At 42.1% G+C, this 18,814-nt stretch carries 18 protein-coding genes and 1 pseudogene; 11 read left to right on the forward strand and 8 right to left on the reverse strand.

Annotated elements, in window-relative coordinates; translation table 11 throughout:
- The first annotated feature begins 16 nt into the window (after positions 1-16).
- From ACTHPA_RS14025 to ACTHPA_RS14040, 4 genes are all read left to right on the forward strand, one after another.
- Complete coding sequence (locus ACTHPA_RS14025) at positions 17-1,282, forward strand: serine hydrolase domain-containing protein (protein WP_440501049.1); 1,266 nt, start codon at positions 17-19, stop codon at positions 1,280-1,282.
- A gap of 39 nt (positions 1,283-1,321) precedes the next feature.
- Positions 1,322-1,831, forward strand: coding sequence for a GrpB family protein (locus ACTHPA_RS14030; protein ID WP_440501050.1), 510 nt, complete (start codon positions 1,322-1,324; stop codon positions 1,829-1,831).
- 72 nt (positions 1,832-1,903) lie between these two features.
- Positions 1,904-2,449, forward strand: coding sequence for a GNAT family N-acetyltransferase (locus ACTHPA_RS14035; protein ID WP_440501051.1), 546 nt, complete (start codon positions 1,904-1,906; stop codon positions 2,447-2,449).
- A gap of 74 nt (positions 2,450-2,523) precedes the next feature.
- Positions 2,524-3,015 (forward strand): GyrI-like domain-containing protein, encoded by a 492-nt coding sequence (locus tag ACTHPA_RS14040; RefSeq protein ID WP_440501053.1) that lies wholly within the window; start codon positions 2,524-2,526, stop codon positions 3,013-3,015.
- A 96-nt stretch (positions 3,016-3,111) separates the two neighbouring features.
- Here the strand turns inward: ACTHPA_RS14040 and ACTHPA_RS14045 are convergent, their stop codons facing one another.
- From ACTHPA_RS14045 to ACTHPA_RS14060, 4 genes and pseudogenes are all read right to left on the reverse strand, one after another.
- On the reverse strand, positions 3,112-3,678 hold the full coding sequence (locus ACTHPA_RS14045; protein ID WP_440501054.1) for a hypothetical protein: 567 nt from the start codon (positions 3,676-3,678) through the stop codon (positions 3,112-3,114).
- Between the two features lie 36 nt (positions 3,679-3,714).
- On the reverse strand, positions 3,715-4,671 hold the full coding sequence (locus ACTHPA_RS14050; protein ID WP_440501055.1) for an RNA methyltransferase: 957 nt from the start codon (positions 4,669-4,671) through the stop codon (positions 3,715-3,717).
- A complete protein-coding gene (locus ACTHPA_RS14055) occupies positions 4,668-5,228 on the reverse strand; it encodes a branched-chain amino acid aminotransferase (RefSeq protein ID WP_440501056.1) in 561 nt (186 codons plus the stop codon). Before ACTHPA_RS14055 ends, ACTHPA_RS14050 begins: the two co-directional genes overlap by 4 nt.
- Before the next feature lie 51 nt (positions 5,229-5,279).
- Positions 5,280-6,181, reverse strand: a pseudogene (locus tag ACTHPA_RS14060) (cation diffusion facilitator family transporter).
- A gap of 260 nt (positions 6,182-6,441) precedes the next feature.
- Between ACTHPA_RS14060 and argH the strand changes: the two are divergent.
- Positions 6,442-7,770: an argininosuccinate lyase gene (gene argH, locus ACTHPA_RS14065; protein ID WP_440501057.1), complete on the forward strand. Its 1,329-nt coding sequence runs from the start codon at positions 6,442-6,444 to the stop codon at positions 7,768-7,770.
- 48 nt (positions 7,771-7,818) lie between these two features.
- Here the strand turns inward: argH and ACTHPA_RS14070 are convergent, their stop codons facing one another.
- The 4 genes from ACTHPA_RS14070 to ACTHPA_RS14085 all read right to left on the reverse strand — a co-directional run bounded on the left by ACTHPA_RS14070 (position 7,819) and on the right by ACTHPA_RS14085 (position 11,885).
- A complete protein-coding gene (locus ACTHPA_RS14070; RefSeq protein WP_440501059.1) occupies positions 7,819-9,381 on the reverse strand; it encodes a YndJ family protein in 1,563 nt (520 codons plus the stop codon).
- Complete coding sequence (locus ACTHPA_RS14075; RefSeq protein ID WP_440501061.1) at positions 9,374-9,982, reverse strand: DUF4166 domain-containing protein; 609 nt, start codon at positions 9,980-9,982, stop codon at positions 9,374-9,376. The genes ACTHPA_RS14070 and ACTHPA_RS14075 overlap by 8 nt, the downstream gene beginning before the upstream one ends.
- Before the next feature lie 5 nt (positions 9,983-9,987).
- Positions 9,988-10,890 (reverse strand): DoxX-like family protein, encoded by a 903-nt coding sequence (locus ACTHPA_RS14080; RefSeq protein ID WP_440501062.1) that lies wholly within the window; start codon positions 10,888-10,890, stop codon positions 9,988-9,990.
- Between the two features lie 215 nt (positions 10,891-11,105).
- Positions 11,106-11,885 carry an enoyl-ACP reductase FabI gene (locus tag ACTHPA_RS14085; protein ID WP_440501063.1) on the reverse strand — a complete coding sequence of 260 codons (780 nt, stop codon included), beginning with the start codon at positions 11,883-11,885 and terminating at the stop codon, positions 11,106-11,108.
- Between the two features lie 197 nt (positions 11,886-12,082).
- Between ACTHPA_RS14085 and argC the strand changes: the two genes are divergently transcribed.
- The 6 genes from argC (at position 12,083) to ACTHPA_RS14115 (ending at position 18,682) form a co-directional block, all read left to right on the forward strand.
- On the forward strand, positions 12,083-13,117 hold the full coding sequence (argC, locus tag ACTHPA_RS14090) for an N-acetyl-gamma-glutamyl-phosphate reductase (protein ID WP_440501065.1): 1,035 nt from the start codon (positions 12,083-12,085) through the stop codon (positions 13,115-13,117).
- 15 nt (positions 13,118-13,132) lie between these two features.
- Entirely contained in the window at positions 13,133-14,359 is a 1,227-nt protein-coding gene (gene argJ, locus ACTHPA_RS14095; protein WP_440501067.1) for a bifunctional ornithine acetyltransferase/N-acetylglutamate synthase, read from the forward strand.
- Positions 14,322-15,101, forward strand: a complete 780-nt coding sequence (argB, locus tag ACTHPA_RS14100; protein WP_440501068.1) for an acetylglutamate kinase — start codon at positions 14,322-14,324, stop codon at positions 15,099-15,101. The genes argJ and argB overlap by 38 nt, the downstream gene beginning before the upstream one ends.
- Positions 15,098-16,243, forward strand: coding sequence for an acetylornithine transaminase (locus ACTHPA_RS14105; RefSeq protein WP_440501069.1), 1,146 nt, complete (start codon positions 15,098-15,100; stop codon positions 16,241-16,243). Before argB ends, ACTHPA_RS14105 begins: the two co-directional genes overlap by 4 nt.
- Before the next feature lie 188 nt (positions 16,244-16,431).
- A complete protein-coding gene (locus tag ACTHPA_RS14110) occupies positions 16,432-17,661 on the forward strand; it encodes a CynX/NimT family MFS transporter (protein ID WP_440501070.1) in 1,230 nt (409 codons plus the stop codon).
- 58 nt (positions 17,662-17,719) lie between these two features.
- Positions 17,720-18,682: a stalk domain-containing protein gene (locus ACTHPA_RS14115; RefSeq protein ID WP_440501072.1), complete on the forward strand. Its 963-nt coding sequence runs from the start codon at positions 17,720-17,722 to the stop codon at positions 18,680-18,682.
- Positions 18,683-18,814: the final 132 nt, after the last annotated feature.

Consider the following 18,814-nt stretch of genomic DNA (forward strand, 5'->3'; position numbering starts at 1 on the left):
AAGGAAGTGTGAACTTATGGAAGCACAACAATTAAAACTAGAGGCATATATTAACGAATACCTAAAGTTGTGGGATTTTTACGGAGTTATTCAAGTGACTCAAAAAGGGGAAGTGCTTTTTGAAAATGCATACGGCTATGCGAGTATCGAGTTTGGAATAAAAAATGAAATCGATTCGTGCTTCTCTATCGCTTCCTTGTCAAAACAGTTTACCGCCTTTGCGATTATGCTACTTTATGATAAGAAAGTGCTAGATATCGATAAACCTGCACAATTATACCTCCCTGCTGAAATGCAAATTGACGAATCGATCACTGTCCATCACTTATTATCACATACTTCTGGTTTGTTTAACTTCACAAACTTCAATAATGACTTCTTTGCTGGTTACAATAGAACGGATTATTCACGAAACGAATTCTTCCAAAGGTATATTAATAAAAAGCCTACGATAGATGCGGGAACGGAATATGATTACAATAACTCGAACTATAATTTGCTTGCGTGGATTATAGAAAATGTTTCAGGCGAAAAATATGAAGATTTTCTAAGAAACCACATATTCCTCCCTTTACATCTGATGAGCAGCAATGTTGATGATGGTTGCAAACCGATTAAAAACAGATCAAGTAATTATGTAAAAGATTTTGATACAACAATAAAAAGTCCGTATTATAATGAGAAATATAGTATCGGTGCAGGTGCCATCGTTTCGAACTGCAATGATTTGTACAAATGGTATACGTGTTTGCGGGATCGGAAGTTATTGTCCGAGAAAGTTTATTCTAGGTTTTTTGGTGTGAACAAAAATAATTATTGCTATGGACTCGAGCATCAACGTGTTTACGGCACAGACAAGTATTCCCATGGAGGGGATCATCTAGGAATCAGTACTTATATGCAAAATTTTTTCGATGAAGATCTATGTATCATTATTCTTTCCAATAATGAGGCGATAAATCAGTACAGACTGGGTAATGCAATTTCCGATATTATGCATCATGTTGAAGTAGATGTTCCGGTAATTCATAAAGAGATTCCACTCAATGAAAGTCAGCTGAAAAAATATTGCGGGACATACTTGATAGATAAAATTGAAATAGAATTCATTAACGGCAAATTATACTTTACGAGATTCTCCGGCAATCTCCATATTGAAATCTATCCAGTAGGTGAAGGGAGATTTGTCCGAAAATATTTTGATCAAGTCCATCCATACAGTATTGTGGAGAACGAAAACGGTGAATTATCGTTTTTTGGATATGTAAAGTCGAACATGTGAAATAGGGTTTGGAACCGATTAAATTCAGGAGGAATTTATTTGAAGATCAGGCTGTCGGAGTATGATGAAAATTGGGTTCAAATGTTCAATGATGAAGCTCTTTTCTTAAGAGGTCTATTCGGGGAGGAAATCATCAAATTTGAACATTTCGGGAGTACCTCAGTTCCTGGCATGAAGGCAAAACCCGTCATTGATATGATGTGTCTCGTAAATGACATCAATAAAATCGATACGTTTAATGAAAAGATGCATTCACATGGATATGATGTTGCAGGCGAATGGGGAATTCAAGGTCGGCGGTTATTTCGTAAAGGCGGGGAAAACAGAACCCATCATATTCATGTTTATCAGAAGGATAACCCACACATTCAAAGACATCTAGTTATGAGAGATTACTTAAGAACTCATCCCGAAGAAGTAGAGCGATATACATATTTGAAAGAAGAGTTAGCTAAGCAATATGATGACACAGCTTTTTACAGCAAAGCAAAAAAGCCATTCGTAAAGGAATTGGAACACAGGGCGTTGAATTGGTATGAAAGCCAATAATCATAATTATAAATTCATAGAAGTCATCATAAACAACTGCTATTTATTAGAAGAACGAATGGGGGATCGTATATGATCAACTACCTAAAAAGCGAAAGAGTTATTCTTCGGGAAATGGAAGAAATAGATTGGATAGATGTTCACAAATATGCCTCGCAAGAAAACGTTTGTCAATATCAGCCTTGGGGGCCAAATTCCGAGCAAGAATCTAAGGATTTTGTGAAGCAAGTTCTAATAGATGCAAAAAAAGAACCGAGGAGCCGGTTTGTCTTTGCAGTAATTGTAATGGAATGTGGAGAAATGATTGGTGCAGGTGAGATGAATATTAGAGATTTTAGCAATAACGTCGGAGAAATAGCATACATAGTAAATCCTCAATACTGGAGGAAGGGATTTGCGACAGAAGTAGCGAATCTGTTAATTGAATACGGTTTTAATAATTTTAATTTACATCGTATTTACGCGACTTGTGATCCAAGGAATATAGGATCATCAAAGGTCTTAGAAAAGGTAGGAATGATAAAGGAAGGTAGGATGCGTGAGGATTTATTACTGAAAGATGGTTGGCGTGATTCTCTTTTATACAGCATTTTAGAACATGAGTGGGTGAGGAAATAAATCGCATAACATAACTCAACAAAAGGGAAATCAAAATGGATCATTATATGGATAAAATACAAAGGGGAATTATAATGAAAAACTCTAGTTATGAAATAGTTGAGATACCCGAATATCGAGGAATCGGACTAAAGTGGGAAGGTCCATACACAGAAGTTAGTACTTTGAAAGAACTTATTACAAGCATGAGTAATCGAGTAGGGGAGTTAAATCATGCAATCAATCCCAAAATGCAATTAGGACTGTCATATCATCTTAGACCGGATGGGTTTGTACACTATTCTGTATATGAGGTTACCGAAGAACAACAGCTTCCCGAGGGTATGGTAGAAATAACTGTGCCGAAAATGATCTACTTGACGATACATCATCAAAAAGATCAAAACATTGGTCAAACTTACGATAATATCTATCATTGGCTTCAGGCAAGCGATTACGAGCCTTATACTGAGCCCAATGTGGAATATTACGATAGACTACCGATAAAACACGAAAGATATCCAAATGACCGCGATTTTAATAATCCTCATTTTGATATCTTAATTCCTATAAGTAAGAGGAAATAAATGTGATAGTGTGAGGGCTTATTGGCCAATTAATAAAAGGACAAAACATATTATCGTTTAAATATGTTTTGTCCTTTATACAGCTTTTCTAAATGCCTATTTTATAAATTTCTCAATCTCATCCTTATGATCTTCCACTAACTTATTCAACAACTCATTTGCTATTTTGTCGAATCCTTCAGCCTCATCAACTGCGACAGATTCAAATGGCTGCCCAAGCTTCTCTTCAATGTAAGCAATCATATAGGCGCTCATTTCACTCATGATTTCATAATGTTTAACGATGAACTCATCGGAATCCATGTTTAACTTTTTAGCCTGTGATTCTGCAAATTGACGCATGTCTTTTGCCTTTTCGCTCACGTCTTCCTTTGGAGGGTAAAGCTCAAGAACTGAATTTTTTGTCTCCTGGATTTCCTGTAGTTTTTTAGAGACATCAAGACCCAATCTCTTCGCCTCTTGAACGGCTAATGTCGCTTTGATCATCCCATCAAGATTCTCTAAAACTTTATCATCCTCATACAAAAACCGCAGCTCACCGACTGTGATTTCTTCCCCTCTTACAACAGCAGCAACATCTTCATCATCGTACTTAGAAATAGAGCTGCATCCAGCAAGAATCATTAAACAACTAAGAAACATGACACTCGCAAATCTTCTCAATCACCCCACCCCTTTGTTTACATGAATACTCCTCATTCATTCACAAACAACGACTTGCCGTTCGAACGTCCCCTTTTTCGCTACACAGCGGTCAACAATCGTAAAGCCTGCCTCCGTAATCATATGATCCATCGGTTCAATCGTGACGACGACGAGTCGCTTCGTTATCCGTCTAGCATTCTTTAGAATGTCCAGTTGTCCTTCAGCGGTAATATGTGTAAACAGATTGTAGGGCATATCAATAATCGCTGCATCATATGTATCTGTCACTTCGGAAATAGGGCCTTTTACGACTTCCCCCTCCAATCCGAAATGGGCGAGGTTCTTTCTCGAGCCAAGACAGACGAGAGGGTTGATATCTCTACCGACCATGTCAATACCCATGGACCGCGCTTCCACCAAAACGGTTCCAATTCCGCAGCACGGATCGATCGCCTTAATGCCTTCAGGATGGGGGACAGCAATATTAGCAACAGCTCTTGCGACACGGGTGCTTAAAGCAGTGGAATACATATGGGGCTTTTGCATATGAAATCGCCAAATCGGCTCGCTCTCCTGCAAAATGCCGAAATGCCAGTCTCCTCCAAGGAAAACAATTCCAAAGTTCACTTCCGGCTCCAGCAGTTCTGCTTCCCCTTGAATTACTTCTCCAATTTCCCGCTCAATGCTGCGCCTTTCCGGTTGACGTAGCTTGGCAGTAGAGTCAAGGGCAATCGAGTTCAAGCACGTCACCTTGAATGTTTTATGGCTGACGAATTCAGATGCTTGCTTTATTATTTCTTCCAAATCGTTTTCGGAGAACAGGATTTCGAGACGCTCCTTCATGAAAGGGCTCCTGCTCGGGTCAATCTTCACTTTACTTGTAATGACGTTCATCGGACTGTCAAAGCCGAAGAACGCTCTCATTTCCAATCGGCAAAGATCATGCTCGTCTACTTGCCTTACATATGTGTAAATGAATTCCCGGGTTTCCGTTTCGAATGCATGCTTCAATTTGCTGCCTCGATTGCTGCTAGCAACTTGAAAATGAAACGGTAGGCGAGATCCATAGCATCTTTTATTGACATTTCTTTATCGAAGCCGTCTAATTGATCAAGCGGTATATTGATATCCCATAGTCCGTCCTGGTCTGAAAACATGGCACTATAGGTTTTTGAACCGACATTCGCCTCTAAATAATCCTTCAGGAAAGAACCCCATTTTTTCTGTACTTTCAATCCGAAAAGGACAGTCGATGTCTCGAAAACATCATCCATCTCAAAAGCGATTCCATCAACCCCAATCGTTTCAAAAGCATTTGATTCAACATACAAAAACTCTTCGGCATTTTTGGAGAAATAGGAGACAGGTTTATTCATAAATGAATCCGATTCCTCTTTGATGACCTCTTCTGTCTCTTTTAGGCATCTCTCTATGACTGGGAAAATCCATTCTTTATTTTCAAACTCAGCGTTGTCATCAATCAATCCTTGTTTCACAGCGTATTCTTTTTCAAACGGGAACAATGGCCCGTTCTCAGCGACTAGTTGCGCAATTTTATCTTTCAACATGGTAGACACTCCTTTTCATTCAACAGTATACCTTACTTCTTAGCACACTTTCTATTCACCCGGATACCAGGGATTCAAATGGATGAGCACTTCATCCACATCGGCGTGTTCATTGATGATCAAATTCCGGATTTTACTTGAGACATCATGGCCTTCTTGGATTGTCAAATTTCCAGAAATGCCGATTCGCAAGTCGACGAGGACATAATGACCATGCTCACGTGCGCGCAATCGGTCGATTCGTTTCACTTCAGGTATGGTTAGGATTAACGCTGCAAATTCCTGAAGACGGTCTTCCGACACGTTCTTTTCCATTAGTATATCCATCGCTTCTATCCCGATTTCATATGCAAGTCTGAGGACAAGCACGGAGACGATCACACCTGCAAATGGATCTCCGTACGACAACAGGGGGATCTGATAGGCATCGCCAATCAATGCCAAGCCGATACCGACGACAGCGGCTAGGGAAGCATAGACATCCGCCAAATGGTCGTACGCCGTTGCAATTAATCCTTTACTATTCACTTTTTTTCCGACGCGCATCGTGTATATATAAAGTGCCTGCTTCCAAACAAGGGAGATGATTGCGGTGATTAATGCAATCACACTTGCTTTAGCTGGTTCCTCAAAAAATGTTTTAACAGCTTCATACCCAATATAAATGGCGGCAATTCCTAAAATAATCGCAACGATGCCTGATCCAATAACCTCCGCTTTTCCATGACCGTATGGATGGTCATCATCAGCAGGCCTTTGGGAAACCGCATGGACGTAAGGGCAGCTGCAGATGCAACAACGTCCCCAGCGTTATGGAAGCCGTCCGCAAGCAACACGGGACTGTTGAACAGGACGCCAACGAGAATTTTTAAAACAGTCAACACAATATTGCTCATCAAGCTGATCCAAATTGCAAAAACAGACGCGATGGAATGGTTTTGATTAGTTGTCATTTACTATGCCTCCAAAATGATTTTCCCCGGGGAAACAAAAACCCCTGACATATTGTTGTCAGGGATTCATGGGAATATAATTTATTATTGCGTTTATTATTGAGTTCTATCATGGTCATCACTCTTTTTTCGTCAATGTATCAATCATAGCACTCCAGTAAGTAGGGAGCAAGGAAATGGCGAATTTCATTGCATTTGTTAAGTTGGTTTATTATAATACAATAAAATGAATAAAAATACATACGAGAGGTTGATTATATATGAAACTTTGGGGTGGACGTTTTACGAGTCGTGCAGATGAAATAATGGAGCAGTTCAATACATCGTTGCCTGTCGATCATAGATTGTACAAAGAAGATATCGCTGGAAGTTTGGCACATGTCACGATGCTCGTCCATTGTGATTTATTGACGCCAGAGGAAGGGGAATTGCTCATTGAAGGATTGGAATCCATTTTAAATGACATCGAGAATGGTCAACTCGTTGTCGAAGGTAATTATGAGGATATCCATTCCTTCGTAGAGATGCATTTGACAGAAAGAATCGGGGAAACGGGGAAGAAGCTTCATACTGCACGCAGCCGGAATGACCAAGTGGCGGTCGATATGCGCCTCTATGCAAAGAATAAAGCGGTTGAAGTGATGGACGGCCTTCAGACGCTGATTGATTCGTTGCACGCTAAAGCTGCTGCAAATAACGTCATCATGCCAGGATATACACATTTACAACGCGCGCAAGTCGTTACGTTTAGCCATCATTTAGGAGCGTATGAGCAAATGTTTAAACGTGACAAGAAAAGAGTTGGCAACGCGCTTGAGCTGCTCGATGAAAATCCATTAGGATGCGGTGCGCTTGCTGGAACGACACATGCAATTGATCGGGACATTACGACGTCGGTATTAGGGTTTTCGAAACCGGTCAATAATTTCTTGGACGGTGTAAGCGACAGAGATTATATGCTAGAGCTTATGTCCGACTTCTCCATCATCATGATGCATTTGAGCCGTTTAAGCGAAGAGTTTATTTTATGGAGCAGCCAGGAATTCAAGTTCATTACGATGGCAGATGCATATTCTACGGGAAGCAGCATTATGCCGCAGAAGAAGAATCCCGATGCAGCGGAGTTGATTCGCGGCAAAACCGGTAGAGTATATGGCTCTCTCTTTGCTTTGTTAACGACATTGAAAGGTTTGCCGCTAACGTATAATAAAGACATGCAGGAGGATAAAGAGCAATTTTTCGATGCACTTGATACGGTCCTTGATTGCATGGAAATCATGTCCAAGATGATCGACACATTGCAAGTGAATGCAGACAATATGAAAGCAGCCATCAAAGGTGGCTTCCTTAATGCAACCGAAGTTGCCGATTACTTAGTAGCAAAAGGCACGCCATTCCGCGACGCACATGAAATAGTCGGGAAAATCATCATTTATTGCGAAACGGAAAAGAAGGCGATCGAGGATCTAACAGTTCAGGAACTCTCCGTATTCAGCGATCTAATAGCTGATGATATTTACGATTATATCGACTACGAAAACATTTTAACGAAAGGGAATAAGGGGTTAATGAAGGAAGTGGGCGAGTAAGCTAATATGCTGCGAGAGCCAAGCCAGAGGAATTTCCTCTGGCTTTTTTCATGCCTTATGAATTCTATATTCTATCGTCAAAAACGGTATCGAAAAAATCCACATCTCATGCTTCGCGGTCATCGACCCGTCCTCAGCTTCCCGCACGACAAAGTTTTCCTCCAGCGGCAGTCTAAAATACTTTCCAAACTTTGAAGTCAAGTAGATTCCAGCATCTGAAGCCGTATCGGTTCTTCTGCTCGTTAACTGCAAAGCATCCCCGATTTCATGTAGTTCCAATACCCCTGTCATCGTGGAAAAAGGGAGCGGCAATGCAATGTTCATGAACTCCTTACCAGTGGAAGCCCTATGGTGAGAATAAAGGGCGATGAATGCATAGGTATTGTCGACCTTCCTAATCCATGCACGGACAGCATGTCTGCCATCCGAATTAGGTGAAAGAGTAATAATGTCTCCTGTCATCTCCACCTCTCTACGATGAATCGGCAAGTTGATCTGCTCTGTTTTCCTGCTCATGAATGAATAAATGAATGCAAATGGCAAGAACCATCTTTTCCAATGAACAGTAGCAAAAAGTTGGTAATCAATCGTGTTTTCGTAAAAATCCATTATACGAGGAGAAACTTTGCTAACTTCATATAATTTCATATCATCTACAAGGCCTCTATACTTTCCAGATGCGCCAAGCTGTTCAACTCTTTGTTTTCCTTTTATCCGACTGACCGGGAAGTTTGGCTGCCGAAAAGTGGGTGAGGGAACGGATAACAGCCATCCGACGATGCCGAACAGTGCAAAAATGACGCAATTCAAGACGCCATGGAAACGGAGCATGAATTCTATTGTGATGGAAGTAAGGCCAAATCCATTCCCGAGTACGTAAAAGAGCGAGAACATAATCGTCAGACCGAGAGATGTAAATGAAGTGACGACAAGCCACTTCTGCGTTCGTTTTGGATAGTCAGTTCGCCAAGCAATCACAATCATTCCAGCTAACCCGACGATGTAAAGAAGTACGGAAAATAGCTCAATCCACCTTGAAAATGTAATGCCGATTGCTACAACCATTGGAGCGGCTAATAAAAGAATGCTATAAAACGAAAAGGATCGCGGCTTATGTAATCTCCCAAGAAATCCTATGAAAATAGGCAATAGGAATGCGGAGTAATGAAAATGAATGCCAGTCAGCCACGTCAGTAAAGGAGTGAAGCCCGTATCAATATCCGCCACATAAGCAAAATACCAACCGCCACCAAGTGCAATGTACATTAACCCGAGATCAATTGAAAACTCTTCGATGTTTGTAAATCCGCGGCGGAGGAACCGGGATAATCCGTATAATGCAATAATCGTAGTGAACGCAAAATAGATAAGTGCCGGAAGTGCAGCCCATTCGGGTGAAAAGATCAGGATCATAGCAACTGAAGCATATGCAGGAATCGCGACATGAAAATAGTACTTCGAAAACCAATCTCCGCGCTTCATGATAAAACGAAGAGCTACTGGCACATAGACGATTTGTGCAATTGTTAGCAGTAAAAACGGCCACGGATTTTTGCTGAAAACAGCAATGACGATGAACAGTAGAAAATGAAAAATTACGTATTTACGCATTTTGAACAAACGCCCCTTCATAGGAAAACAGATGACCGATTAGTGGATTCCGTACAATTACTGCGATGCGAAAAACGTTATTCATTTCATCGAAGCATTCCGTCACCGTTGCAAGCCCTTGAAATAGTTTAGGCAATGGCACTTCTATTTTCCCAAGAACAAGTCGTTGATTCAAAGAATGAATTGTTATCGCTCCTTCATCAGATACGTCGAAAGCCAAATCGGAATAGACGAGAGGAGGCTCACCAAGATAATCTTTTATGACAAGACGGGTTTCGTCCAAGCTCATTAGCGCATTGAAATAGCGTTTTTTCATGCCGAAGTAAAAGATGCGTTCCCAATGAATTTGACTATCACCATTAGCCCCAATCAGCGCTCTATTCTTAATTGAGAAAGGAATGTTCTTACCGCGCTCGGGGAAGAGCAGCTTCCAATTGACGCCGAGCCGAAATAGGGGATAGAGCCATTTCGGTCCTCCTTTGATTTCTATCATCGTGCCTGTTGCTTCAAATGAACGTCCACCTGCAAAATCATAACGCTGTTGCAGCATGGGATGCAGTTTATTAAAGTCATTGCCTAGAACTTTTTTATAAATGGACAACGTATTCACCTCTTTCTTTTACAGCTTTTTGCAGTCGGAGTATCATCGCTACTAAAATACCCAATGAGTGATAGGGCAAACAGCGACAAATTGAACGTCACCGGGTTGAAAGGGTGCATTGCTGCTTCAGGTACTGCAATGATTGCCGCAATCGTGAGCAAAGGAAAGACGACGAGCTGCAATGCGAATAAATGCTTTTTTCTCTTATAAACAAGCCAAAAAACCCCAAATAGCAATTCAGCGACACCTATGCCAATTAGTAATAAAGTCAGTTGTGATGGATCAAATGGAAACGTATTCGCCAGCATCCGTATTTCTTCGGGATGCTTCCCGATAATTTTAGGAATAAGCCCGTGATAGATCCAAATTAATGCAAATAGTACGGAGAGACCATATGTCGTAAAAAAACGGAAGTATTGGGAGCGGGGAGCTTCTCCTTTTTCTATCCATCTTTTCATCACATCAAAACTGAGAGCGGTTCCCCAGCCAATCATCGGCCGAAAAACGAATGCATCAAACACTTTTCCAAGCGATCCGAAATTCGCGTCATAATCATACTGCGTCAGGAATTTTGTCTTTTTTTGCTGTTGCTCGTATTTCCAATAACCTTTCCCTTCTTTGATTGGTGAGAACCATTGGTTAGTTCCGAAATGCAAGGAGGAAGACCGTGTGCCATCTCCTTTGTTAAATGTCCCCGTACTTTTTCCCCAGCCTTCGACGGTAAGAAAAGGAGTGACGCTTCGTTTGTATGTAAACATTTGTGGCTCATCACCTTTTTTCGGCAAATAAGTGATGGACGAAAAACGTAAATCCCATTGTGAATGCAAGTCCGGATTTTGAGAGGCATCCCAAACTTCTTCTATAGTTGAATCAATTTCGATTTCGACGTAAATTGGCTTTGTTTTCATAAGATTTCACCTCATTAGTAAGACGATGGGAAGGGGGGAATGTTTCGTCTCTGCTTATCGATCAAGTTCACAAGTTTAACGATTATTTCCGGCCAGTTATCGGTCATTTCCATAAAGATATCGGTCATTTCCGAGAGCTTATAGTCATTTCGGGACTAATGACTCATTAAATTCGATTGTTCCCACTAAAAAAAGGAGCCGTTAAGCTCCTTTTTTCATCCCATTATATTGTAGCCACCATCGACGTAAATTATTTCGCCGGTCACACCGCTAGAAAGATCGCTTAACATCGCAATCGACATCTTCGCGACTTCCTCATTCGTAATATTGCGTTTCAACGGAGCTTTTTCTTCGATTTGCCCCAAAATCGTGTTGAAGGAAGGAACGCCTTTCGCGGAAAGCGTACGGACAGCGCCTGCTGAAATCGCATTGACGCGTATAGCATCCTTTCCTAAATCATTTGCTAAGTAGCGGACGGACGCTTCAAGCGCAGCCTTCGCAACTCCCATCACATTATAACCGTCGAGCACTCGTTCAGCACCTAAATAGCTCATCGTAATGATCGAGCCACCTTCCGTCATATAGCGACGTGCTTCCCTAGCGGTCGCCACCAATGAATAGGAGCTGGAATCTTGTGCAAATGCATAGCCGCTTCTAGTCGTTTCCACAAAATCATTTTTCAGATCTTCAGCATGCGCAAAAGCGATTGAGTGAACAATTCCGTGGATTGTTCCAAGTGTTTCGCCAATCTGTGTGAATGCATGTTGAATGCTTTCATCTTCATTCACATCACACTGAACAATCATTTTCGGTTCAAGTCCATTGCTATCCAACGCTTTTTCGAGCTTGGCAAGTGAACGTTCTTTGCGATACGTGAAAATGACATTTGCTCCCACTTCAAATAGGGACTTCGCGACGCCCCATGCAATGCTTCGCTCGTTTGCCACACCCATTACGACAATATTCTTCCCTTTTAACTTTAATAAATCTTCCATAGTAACCTCCTCAATCGGTAGAAAACTATCACCTAATATTAGTACCTGATAATAACGATAGTATAGCATACTCTCCTCTAATTCAAAACTCCAATTCTAAAATAGGAATTAATAATTGCGGATAAATTTATAATAATACAGTTGACTTTATATTTATGCATACGTATACTAATTTTAACGATTAAAGGGGTGGGGACATGAAGGTAGGAATCATCGGTGCTTCCGGCTATGGCGGTCTTGAATTGATACGATTATTGCATAATCATCCGGAAGTCGAACAACTCGATTTATTCACATCATCCGAGGAAGGGACTTTGTTTTCCAACAAGTTTCCGCATACAAAAAATCTGTATGATCAGCCTTTATTAAAAATCGATCATGAACAGTTGACCGGCTACGATGTGTTATTTGCAAGCACACCAGCTGGAGTGACAAGTAAATTGCTGCCGCCGCTCATTGCCAGTAGTCCGAAGTTGATTGACTTGTCCGGAGATTTTCGATTGAAAGATACTGTTGAATACGAGCGATGGTATAAGAAAGCAGCTGCACCGGTCGAAGCGGTCGAGCAAAGCGCATACGGTTTGACGGAATGGAATACAGAAGAAATCAGTAAAGCACAGCTTATTGCAAATCCCGGCTGCTATCCGACTGCAGTACTCTTGTCTTTATTGCCGTTAATTAAAGAAAAGTTGATTGATGCATCATCACTAATCATTGATGCGAAAAGTGGTGTGTCAGGAGCAGGGAACACACCAGGCCCGATGACGCATTTTAGTGAGACGAATGAGAACTTCTCCATTTACAAGATTCACGAACATCAGCATATTCCTGAAATTGAACAGGGGATAGCCCAATTCGGTGCTCAGAAAATTCATGTGACGTTTACAACACATCTCATTCCGATGACGAGGGGCATCATGGCGACAAGTTATGCGCCAGTAAACTCAGGCGTCACAAAAGAGCAGCTCGTAGGTTGTTTAAAGGAATCATACGCAGGACGGCCATTTGTAAGAGTCATAAGTGAATCGAGCAAGTTTTGCACGAAGCAAGTTGCCGGTTCAAACTACTGCGATATTCACGTGAAAGTCGATCCGCGAACAAATCGGGCAACCATTGTGTCAGTCATTGATAATTTAGTGAAAGGGGCTGCCGGGCAGGCGGTTCAAAATATGAACGTCCAATTTGGTTTGGATGAAACGACAGGTTTGACGCAAGTTCCATTATTTATTTAAAGAGGAGGAATTGGTATGGCGGTAGCAGTTCAACAGATGAAACGCGTTTCAGGAAAGAATATCGCGACACCGAAAGGATTCAAAGCGGTCGGCATCCACTGCGGACTGAAGCATAAGAAACACGATTTGGCGGTATTGCTTAGTGAAGTGCCTGCAAGTGTGGCGGGTGTTTTCACGACGAACGCCATACAAGCGGCCCCTCTTGTAGTCTCGAAGGAAGTTGTGCAGCAAACCGGACAAATGCAAGCAGTCATTATCAATTCTGGCAACGCGAATGCATGCACTGGGAAGCAAGGCATGATCGATGCGCTAACGATGCAAGAGAAGACGGCAGAACAATTAGGTATCGCTGCAAACTTGGTCGGTGTGGCGTCAACAGGTGTCATCGGAGAGAAATTAAATATGGAACCTTTGCTGGCAGGGATTAAGCAGCTACAACCTACAAGCACTTTAGAAGGTTCTATCCAGTTTTCACAAGCGATTTTGACGACAGATACCGTCATGAAAAACACAGCCTATCGCATGGAAGTGGATGGCAAGGAAATTACGATTGCGGGAACAGCGAAAGGGTCCGGGATGATCGAACCGAATATGGCAACGATGCTCGGCTTCATAACGACAGATGCCAAAATCGACTCCGTTCATTTGCAGGAAGCTTTGAAGTCCGTTACAGATGTCACGTTCAATTCGATTACTGTAGATGGAGACACTTCCACGAACGATATGGTTCTTGTACTGGCTAACGGTTTGGCGGGAAATCAACCATTAACTCCAGCGCATCCAGAATGGGATTCATTCATTCAAACATTGCATGCGGTCGCTCAAGACCTTGCAAAAATGATTGCAAAGGATGGGGAAGGGGCAACGAAGCTTATCGAAGTGGAAGTCGATGGAGCTATATCGGATGCGGAAGCGAGAAAAATCGCCAAAACAGTCGTCGGCTCTCCCCTAGTTAAAACTGCAGTATTCGGCTGTGACGCGAACTGGGGAAGGGTTATTGCGGCAGTAGGCTATAGCGGAGCATCAGTCGATCCATTAGGAATTACGATTAAAATTGGTGACACGACAGTTGTAACAGATGGTGAACCGGTCAATTTCTCGGAAGAAGATTTGCTTCTTTATTTAAAACAACCGGAAGTGAAAATATTCGTCGGGTTGAATAAAGGAAGCGGCAACGGAATAGCATGGGGGTGCGATTTGACATATGATTACGTCCAAATCAATGCTTCCTACCGATCATAAGCGGATTGTCATAAAGCTTGGTGGAAGCATGCTCGAAGGGTTGCAAAGCGGATTTTATAAGAAGCTCCACGAAATGCGTAATGAAGGCTATGAAATTATCATCGTTCATGGCGGCGGGCCTTCTATCAACGATAAGTTAAAGAAAAATGCTATTGAGTCCATCATTGACAATGGCATACGGATCACTTGTGATAAGTCGATCTCTATCGTAAAAGATGTATTGATCGGCGAAGTGAATCCCTTTTTAGTTCATCAGTTGAATTGTGCAGACATTGATGCAATCGGATTGAGTGGATTCGACGGCAAGCTGCTGACATGTTCTTTGTTGGATGAAAAACGTTACGGATTTGTCGGGAATATCCAGAAAGTGAATGATAGATTGCTTGAGAAATTACTGGCATCTGGAATCGTTCCTGTCATTTCTTGTATCGGTGCGACGGAATGTGGAAAGCCGCTCAATATTAATGCAGATACGGTCGCAAGCAAGGTCGCACTTGCTATGCGTGCAAAAAGTCTTATCTTTGTAACAGACACACCGGGAATAAAGATTGGAAGTGAAATTCAAACAGCTGTCTCTCCGGCTGAAATAGCGGATTGGATTGATGTAGGGGATATATATGGCGGAATGATCCCGAAAGTGCATGCCGCAATGGATTGCCTAGATGCAGGGGTTCCTTCCGTCCAAATCGTCAATCAGCATTTGGTCGGCACGACGATTGGATTTGAGGAGGTTTTCAGTTGAGTACTTTATTCAACAATTATGCACGTCGACCGGTGCACCTCGTAAAAGGTGACGGGACGGTTGTAGAGGATGAGAATGGTAAAAAATATCTCGATTTTACGAGCGGCATAGCTGTCGTCAGTTTAGGTCATGCGCATCCTGCTATCGTCCATGCGATTCAAGCTCAAAGCGAAAAACTTTGGCATATATCGAATTTATTCGAAAGTCCGGAACAGGAAAAGCTCGCGTCGGCTCTTATGAAAGACACGCATTTCTCTCATAGTTTCTTTTGCAACAGCGGAGCTGAAGCAAATGAGGCAGCCATCAAACTTGCGAGGAAGCATACAGGCAAGACGACGATTATCACTTTTGAACAATCTTTTCACGGTCGCACTTTCGGAGCGATGGCTGCAACTGGACAGGATAAAATAAAGCAAGGTTTCGGACCGATGCTCGAAACATTCAAGACAGTTCCATTCAATGATTTTGTGATGCTGGAAGCTGCAATCGATGATGATGTGGCAGCGATAATGCTGGAAGTGATCCAAGGCGAAGGGGGCATTCACGCAGTCACGCCTGAATTTGCCTCGATCATTTCAGACATTTGCGAGTCGAAAGGAATCTTATGTATTATCGATGAAGTACAAACTGGAATCGGACGGACCGGCACTCGTTTTGCTTATGAGCAGACGGGATTGAAACCGGATATTTTGACACTTGCTAAAGGATTGGGCGGGGGCTTCCCGATCGGGGCGATGCTCGGCACATCCGCTTTGTACGATTCATTTGGGCCAGGGTCGCACGGCACAACTTTCGGCGGAAATCCTCTCGCTGTTGCTGTTGCACAAACTGTCGTAGAACATGTTTTCGAGGAAGAGTTCTTGAAGAATGTCCGTGAAAAATCTGATGTTTTGATACGGAATCTGAGTGAGATTTTGCCACCGGAACAGTATGATATCCGTGGCAAAGGAATGCTCATTGGGATTGATTGCAAAGGAGACGTCGCGCCTTTCATTCGCCAAGCGGAAGAAGCAGGATTGCTTGTCGTTCAAGCCGGTTCCAACGTAATCCGTATGCTGCCGCCATTAACTGTGACCGAAGAGGAAATCGATCAAGCGGTTGCCATATTGACAGATATTTTGCTCGTGCCAACGACTATATAGTGCAAAAACGAATCTCTCAAAACTAGGGAGATTCGTTTTTTGTAGTATCTATGTATGGAATTAAATATGGTCAATAGTCCTGAGGTGATCATAAGTAGGCTGAACTCGCGCAAAACTCTACGTCATATCTTTAGAAAGCACGCTCATTATGGTATGCTCATTGAATGGAATTTAAAGGAGGCGATTCGTTGAAGTTAGAGGCAAATCATAGATACTCAAAGAAGCTTAGCTTTCAGAAAAAAACATGGTTATTAATTATCGGCATTATTTTTATTGCATCAACCTTACGCTCACCTTTGACTTCCGTTGGACCGATTATCGGCCCAATACGTGAAAGTTTAGGAATTTCAAATGTGCTGGCGGGCTTCTTGACGACAATCCCGCTGTTGGCGTTCGCTTTTATATCTCCGTTTGTACCGAAACTATCAAAACGATTTGGCATGGAGTTGACTCTTTTCACCGCTCTTTGTCTGCTGACAGTTGGGATTGTAATCCGCTCGGCAGGTTCAATTCTTTTTTTAGTAGTCGGGACCTTCCTGATCGGTGTCGCAATCGCGTTCGGCAATGTTTTATTACCCGCTTTATTAAAATTAAGTTTTCCATTACATATTGGTTTAATGACAGGGATCTATTCGGTCGCTATGAATATTTCAGCGACGACCGCCTCGGGAATTAGCGCACCAATTGTCATAAAAACTAATTTTGGTTGGCAAGGCGCATTAGGTGTTTGGGCTGCCTTGTCAATGTTGGCAGTCATACTATGGTTGCCGCAGCTGAAAAACAAACTACTCGTGCAACCAAGAATTGAAAAAACGTCAGCGGAGAAGCCTCCTTTCTTATGGCGTTCTCCGCTTGCTTGGGCAGTTACGTTTTTCATGGGTGTCCAGTCGCTGTTGTTTTATTGTACATCGGCATGGCTGCCCGAAATACTCGTTTCTAATGGAATAACAGTCGAGAAAGCAGGATGGATGCTTTCCCTTTTACAAGTCGCACAATTGCCGATGACATTCATCATTCCAATAGTAGCAGGAAGAATGAAAGATCAGCGGATGCTCGTCATCGGCACTTCGGTATTATACTTGATTGGATACGGCGGTGTTTACGTCGGAGAACTTTCGTTAGTTCCTTTATGGATGATTTGTATTGGTATTGCAGGCGGGGCATCGTTCGGGTTGGCGATGATGTTTTTCACATTGCGGACAGAAACGCATATAGAAGCCGCAGAGTTATCGGGCATGGCACAATCATCGGGCTACTTGCTAGCAGCCACGGGTCCGGTGCTATTTGGACTTCTTCACGACGTAACCTCTTCTTGGAATATTCCGATGCTCATTCTACTTATTGGTTCACTGTTTTTCTTTATATGTGGAATGAAGGCCGGGAGAAATGAAAAAGTGACCCTGCAAAAATTAATGTAACTTTTACCAATGTTGTCCGTCTGATTCATTGAATACTCGAATTGAGGAGAGAGAGAACATGAAAAAAATTGGAGCAGTGGCATTAACCGCATTATTGGCAGGAAGCGCATGGGCACCTTTTGCAGTCCAGGCGAATGAGGAAGTGATTCAGATGGAAAGTGAAGAAGTGAAAGATTCTACGGATTTCGTGAGAGCGACTGGAGTTATTACCAACATCGAAAACACAGATAATGATGTAATGGTAACTGTCGAAAATGAAGAAGGGCTTATCACGATTTTTCGAATCCAAGACAAGACGCTTCTATTCAATAGCGCTACTACAGAAGAAATTCAACCGGCCGACTTGAAAAAGAACTTGAAAGTAGAAGCATACTACGATAAAAACAAGCCGATGATCTTGATTTATCCAGCACAAATTACACCGGAACTTTTCTTCGTAATGGATGAACAAAAACCGGGCAGCGTTAAAGTCGGTAAATTCGATGATGACTTCCTCAGCTTGGACAAGGAATTGAAGCTGAATATTGGAGAAGAAACGACGCTTTTGAATCAGCAAGGCGAAAAGATTGGAATGGCTGATCTAAAAGACAAAGAATTAGTCGTATTTTACTCGATCACAACGAAAAGTTTACCGCCACAAACGCCTCCGACTAAAATCATTGCCCTTGATCCATTGACTGAAGAAGGAACAGGTGAAGAAGTGGAGGAAACTCCAGAAACATCTGAAATGCCGGCATCTGTTTTAGAAATAATCGAAAACGACCATTACATGAAGGATGGCGTGAAAATGATTCCATTACGCAAAGTTGCGGAAGAGCTCGGCTATTTCGTTCTATCGCAGCCGAAAACGAATGGAGCGCTACTAACAAAAGGAAATGTATCTTTTACAATTACTCGTGGAGAGAAAATGTACGGTTACAATAAGAGCCTACAACAATTCTCGGTTGCACCCGAGCTGATTGGCGGCAATAAAACATATGTATCAGAAGATATACTTGAAGTGCTGAATAATCTGCAATGATAGTGAAAAAACCCGAAACCTGCTTGCAATAAGCGGTGTTTCGGGCTTTTTATATGATGATAAACAAGGCAACCAATAATTGTACACACTTCTCTAACTAGCAGCTCATACAATGGAGTATGACGACCAAGT

It is taken from the genome of Sporosarcina sp. SAFN-015 (genome assembly GCF_051966875.1).
Classification (GTDB): Bacteria; Bacillota; Bacilli; order Bacillales_A; family Planococcaceae; genus Sporosarcina.

Bases quoted from the DNA above. Each gene is read 5' to 3' on its own strand.
- argB (WP_440501068.1), top strand. From the start codon at position 14,322: ATGATTACGTCCAAATCAATGCTTCCTACCGATCATAAGCGGATTGTC.
- ACTHPA_RS14035 (WP_440501051.1), top strand. From the start codon at position 1,904: ATGATCAACTACCTAAAAAGCGAAAGAGTTATTCTTCGGGAAATGGAA.
- ACTHPA_RS14040 (WP_440501053.1), top strand. From the start codon at position 2,524: ATGAAAAACTCTAGTTATGAAATAGTTGAGATACCCGAATATCGAGGA.
- ACTHPA_RS14070 (WP_440501059.1), bottom strand. From the start codon at position 9,381: ATGCGTAAATACGTAATTTTTCATTTTCTACTGTTCATCGTCATTGCT.
- ACTHPA_RS14115 (WP_440501072.1), top strand. From the start codon at position 17,720: ATGAAAAAAATTGGAGCAGTGGCATTAACCGCATTATTGGCAGGAAGC.
- ACTHPA_RS14025 (WP_440501049.1), top strand. From the start codon at position 17: ATGGAAGCACAACAATTAAAACTAGAGGCATATATTAACGAATACCTA.
- ACTHPA_RS14055 (WP_440501056.1), bottom strand. From the start codon at position 5,228: ATGTTGAAAGATAAAATTGCGCAACTAGTCGCTGAGAACGGGCCATTG.
- argH (WP_440501057.1), top strand. From the start codon at position 6,442: ATGAAACTTTGGGGTGGACGTTTTACGAGTCGTGCAGATGAAATAATG.
- argC (WP_440501065.1), top strand. From the start codon at position 12,083: ATGAAGGTAGGAATCATCGGTGCTTCCGGCTATGGCGGTCTTGAATTG.
- argJ (WP_440501067.1), top strand. From the start codon at position 13,133: ATGGCGGTAGCAGTTCAACAGATGAAACGCGTTTCAGGAAAGAATATC.
- ACTHPA_RS14080 (WP_440501062.1), bottom strand. From the start codon at position 10,890: ATGAAAACAAAGCCAATTTACGTCGAAATCGAAATTGATTCAACTATA.
- ACTHPA_RS14085 (WP_440501063.1), bottom strand. From the start codon at position 11,885: ATGGAAGATTTATTAAAGTTAAAAGGGAAGAATATTGTCGTAATGGGT.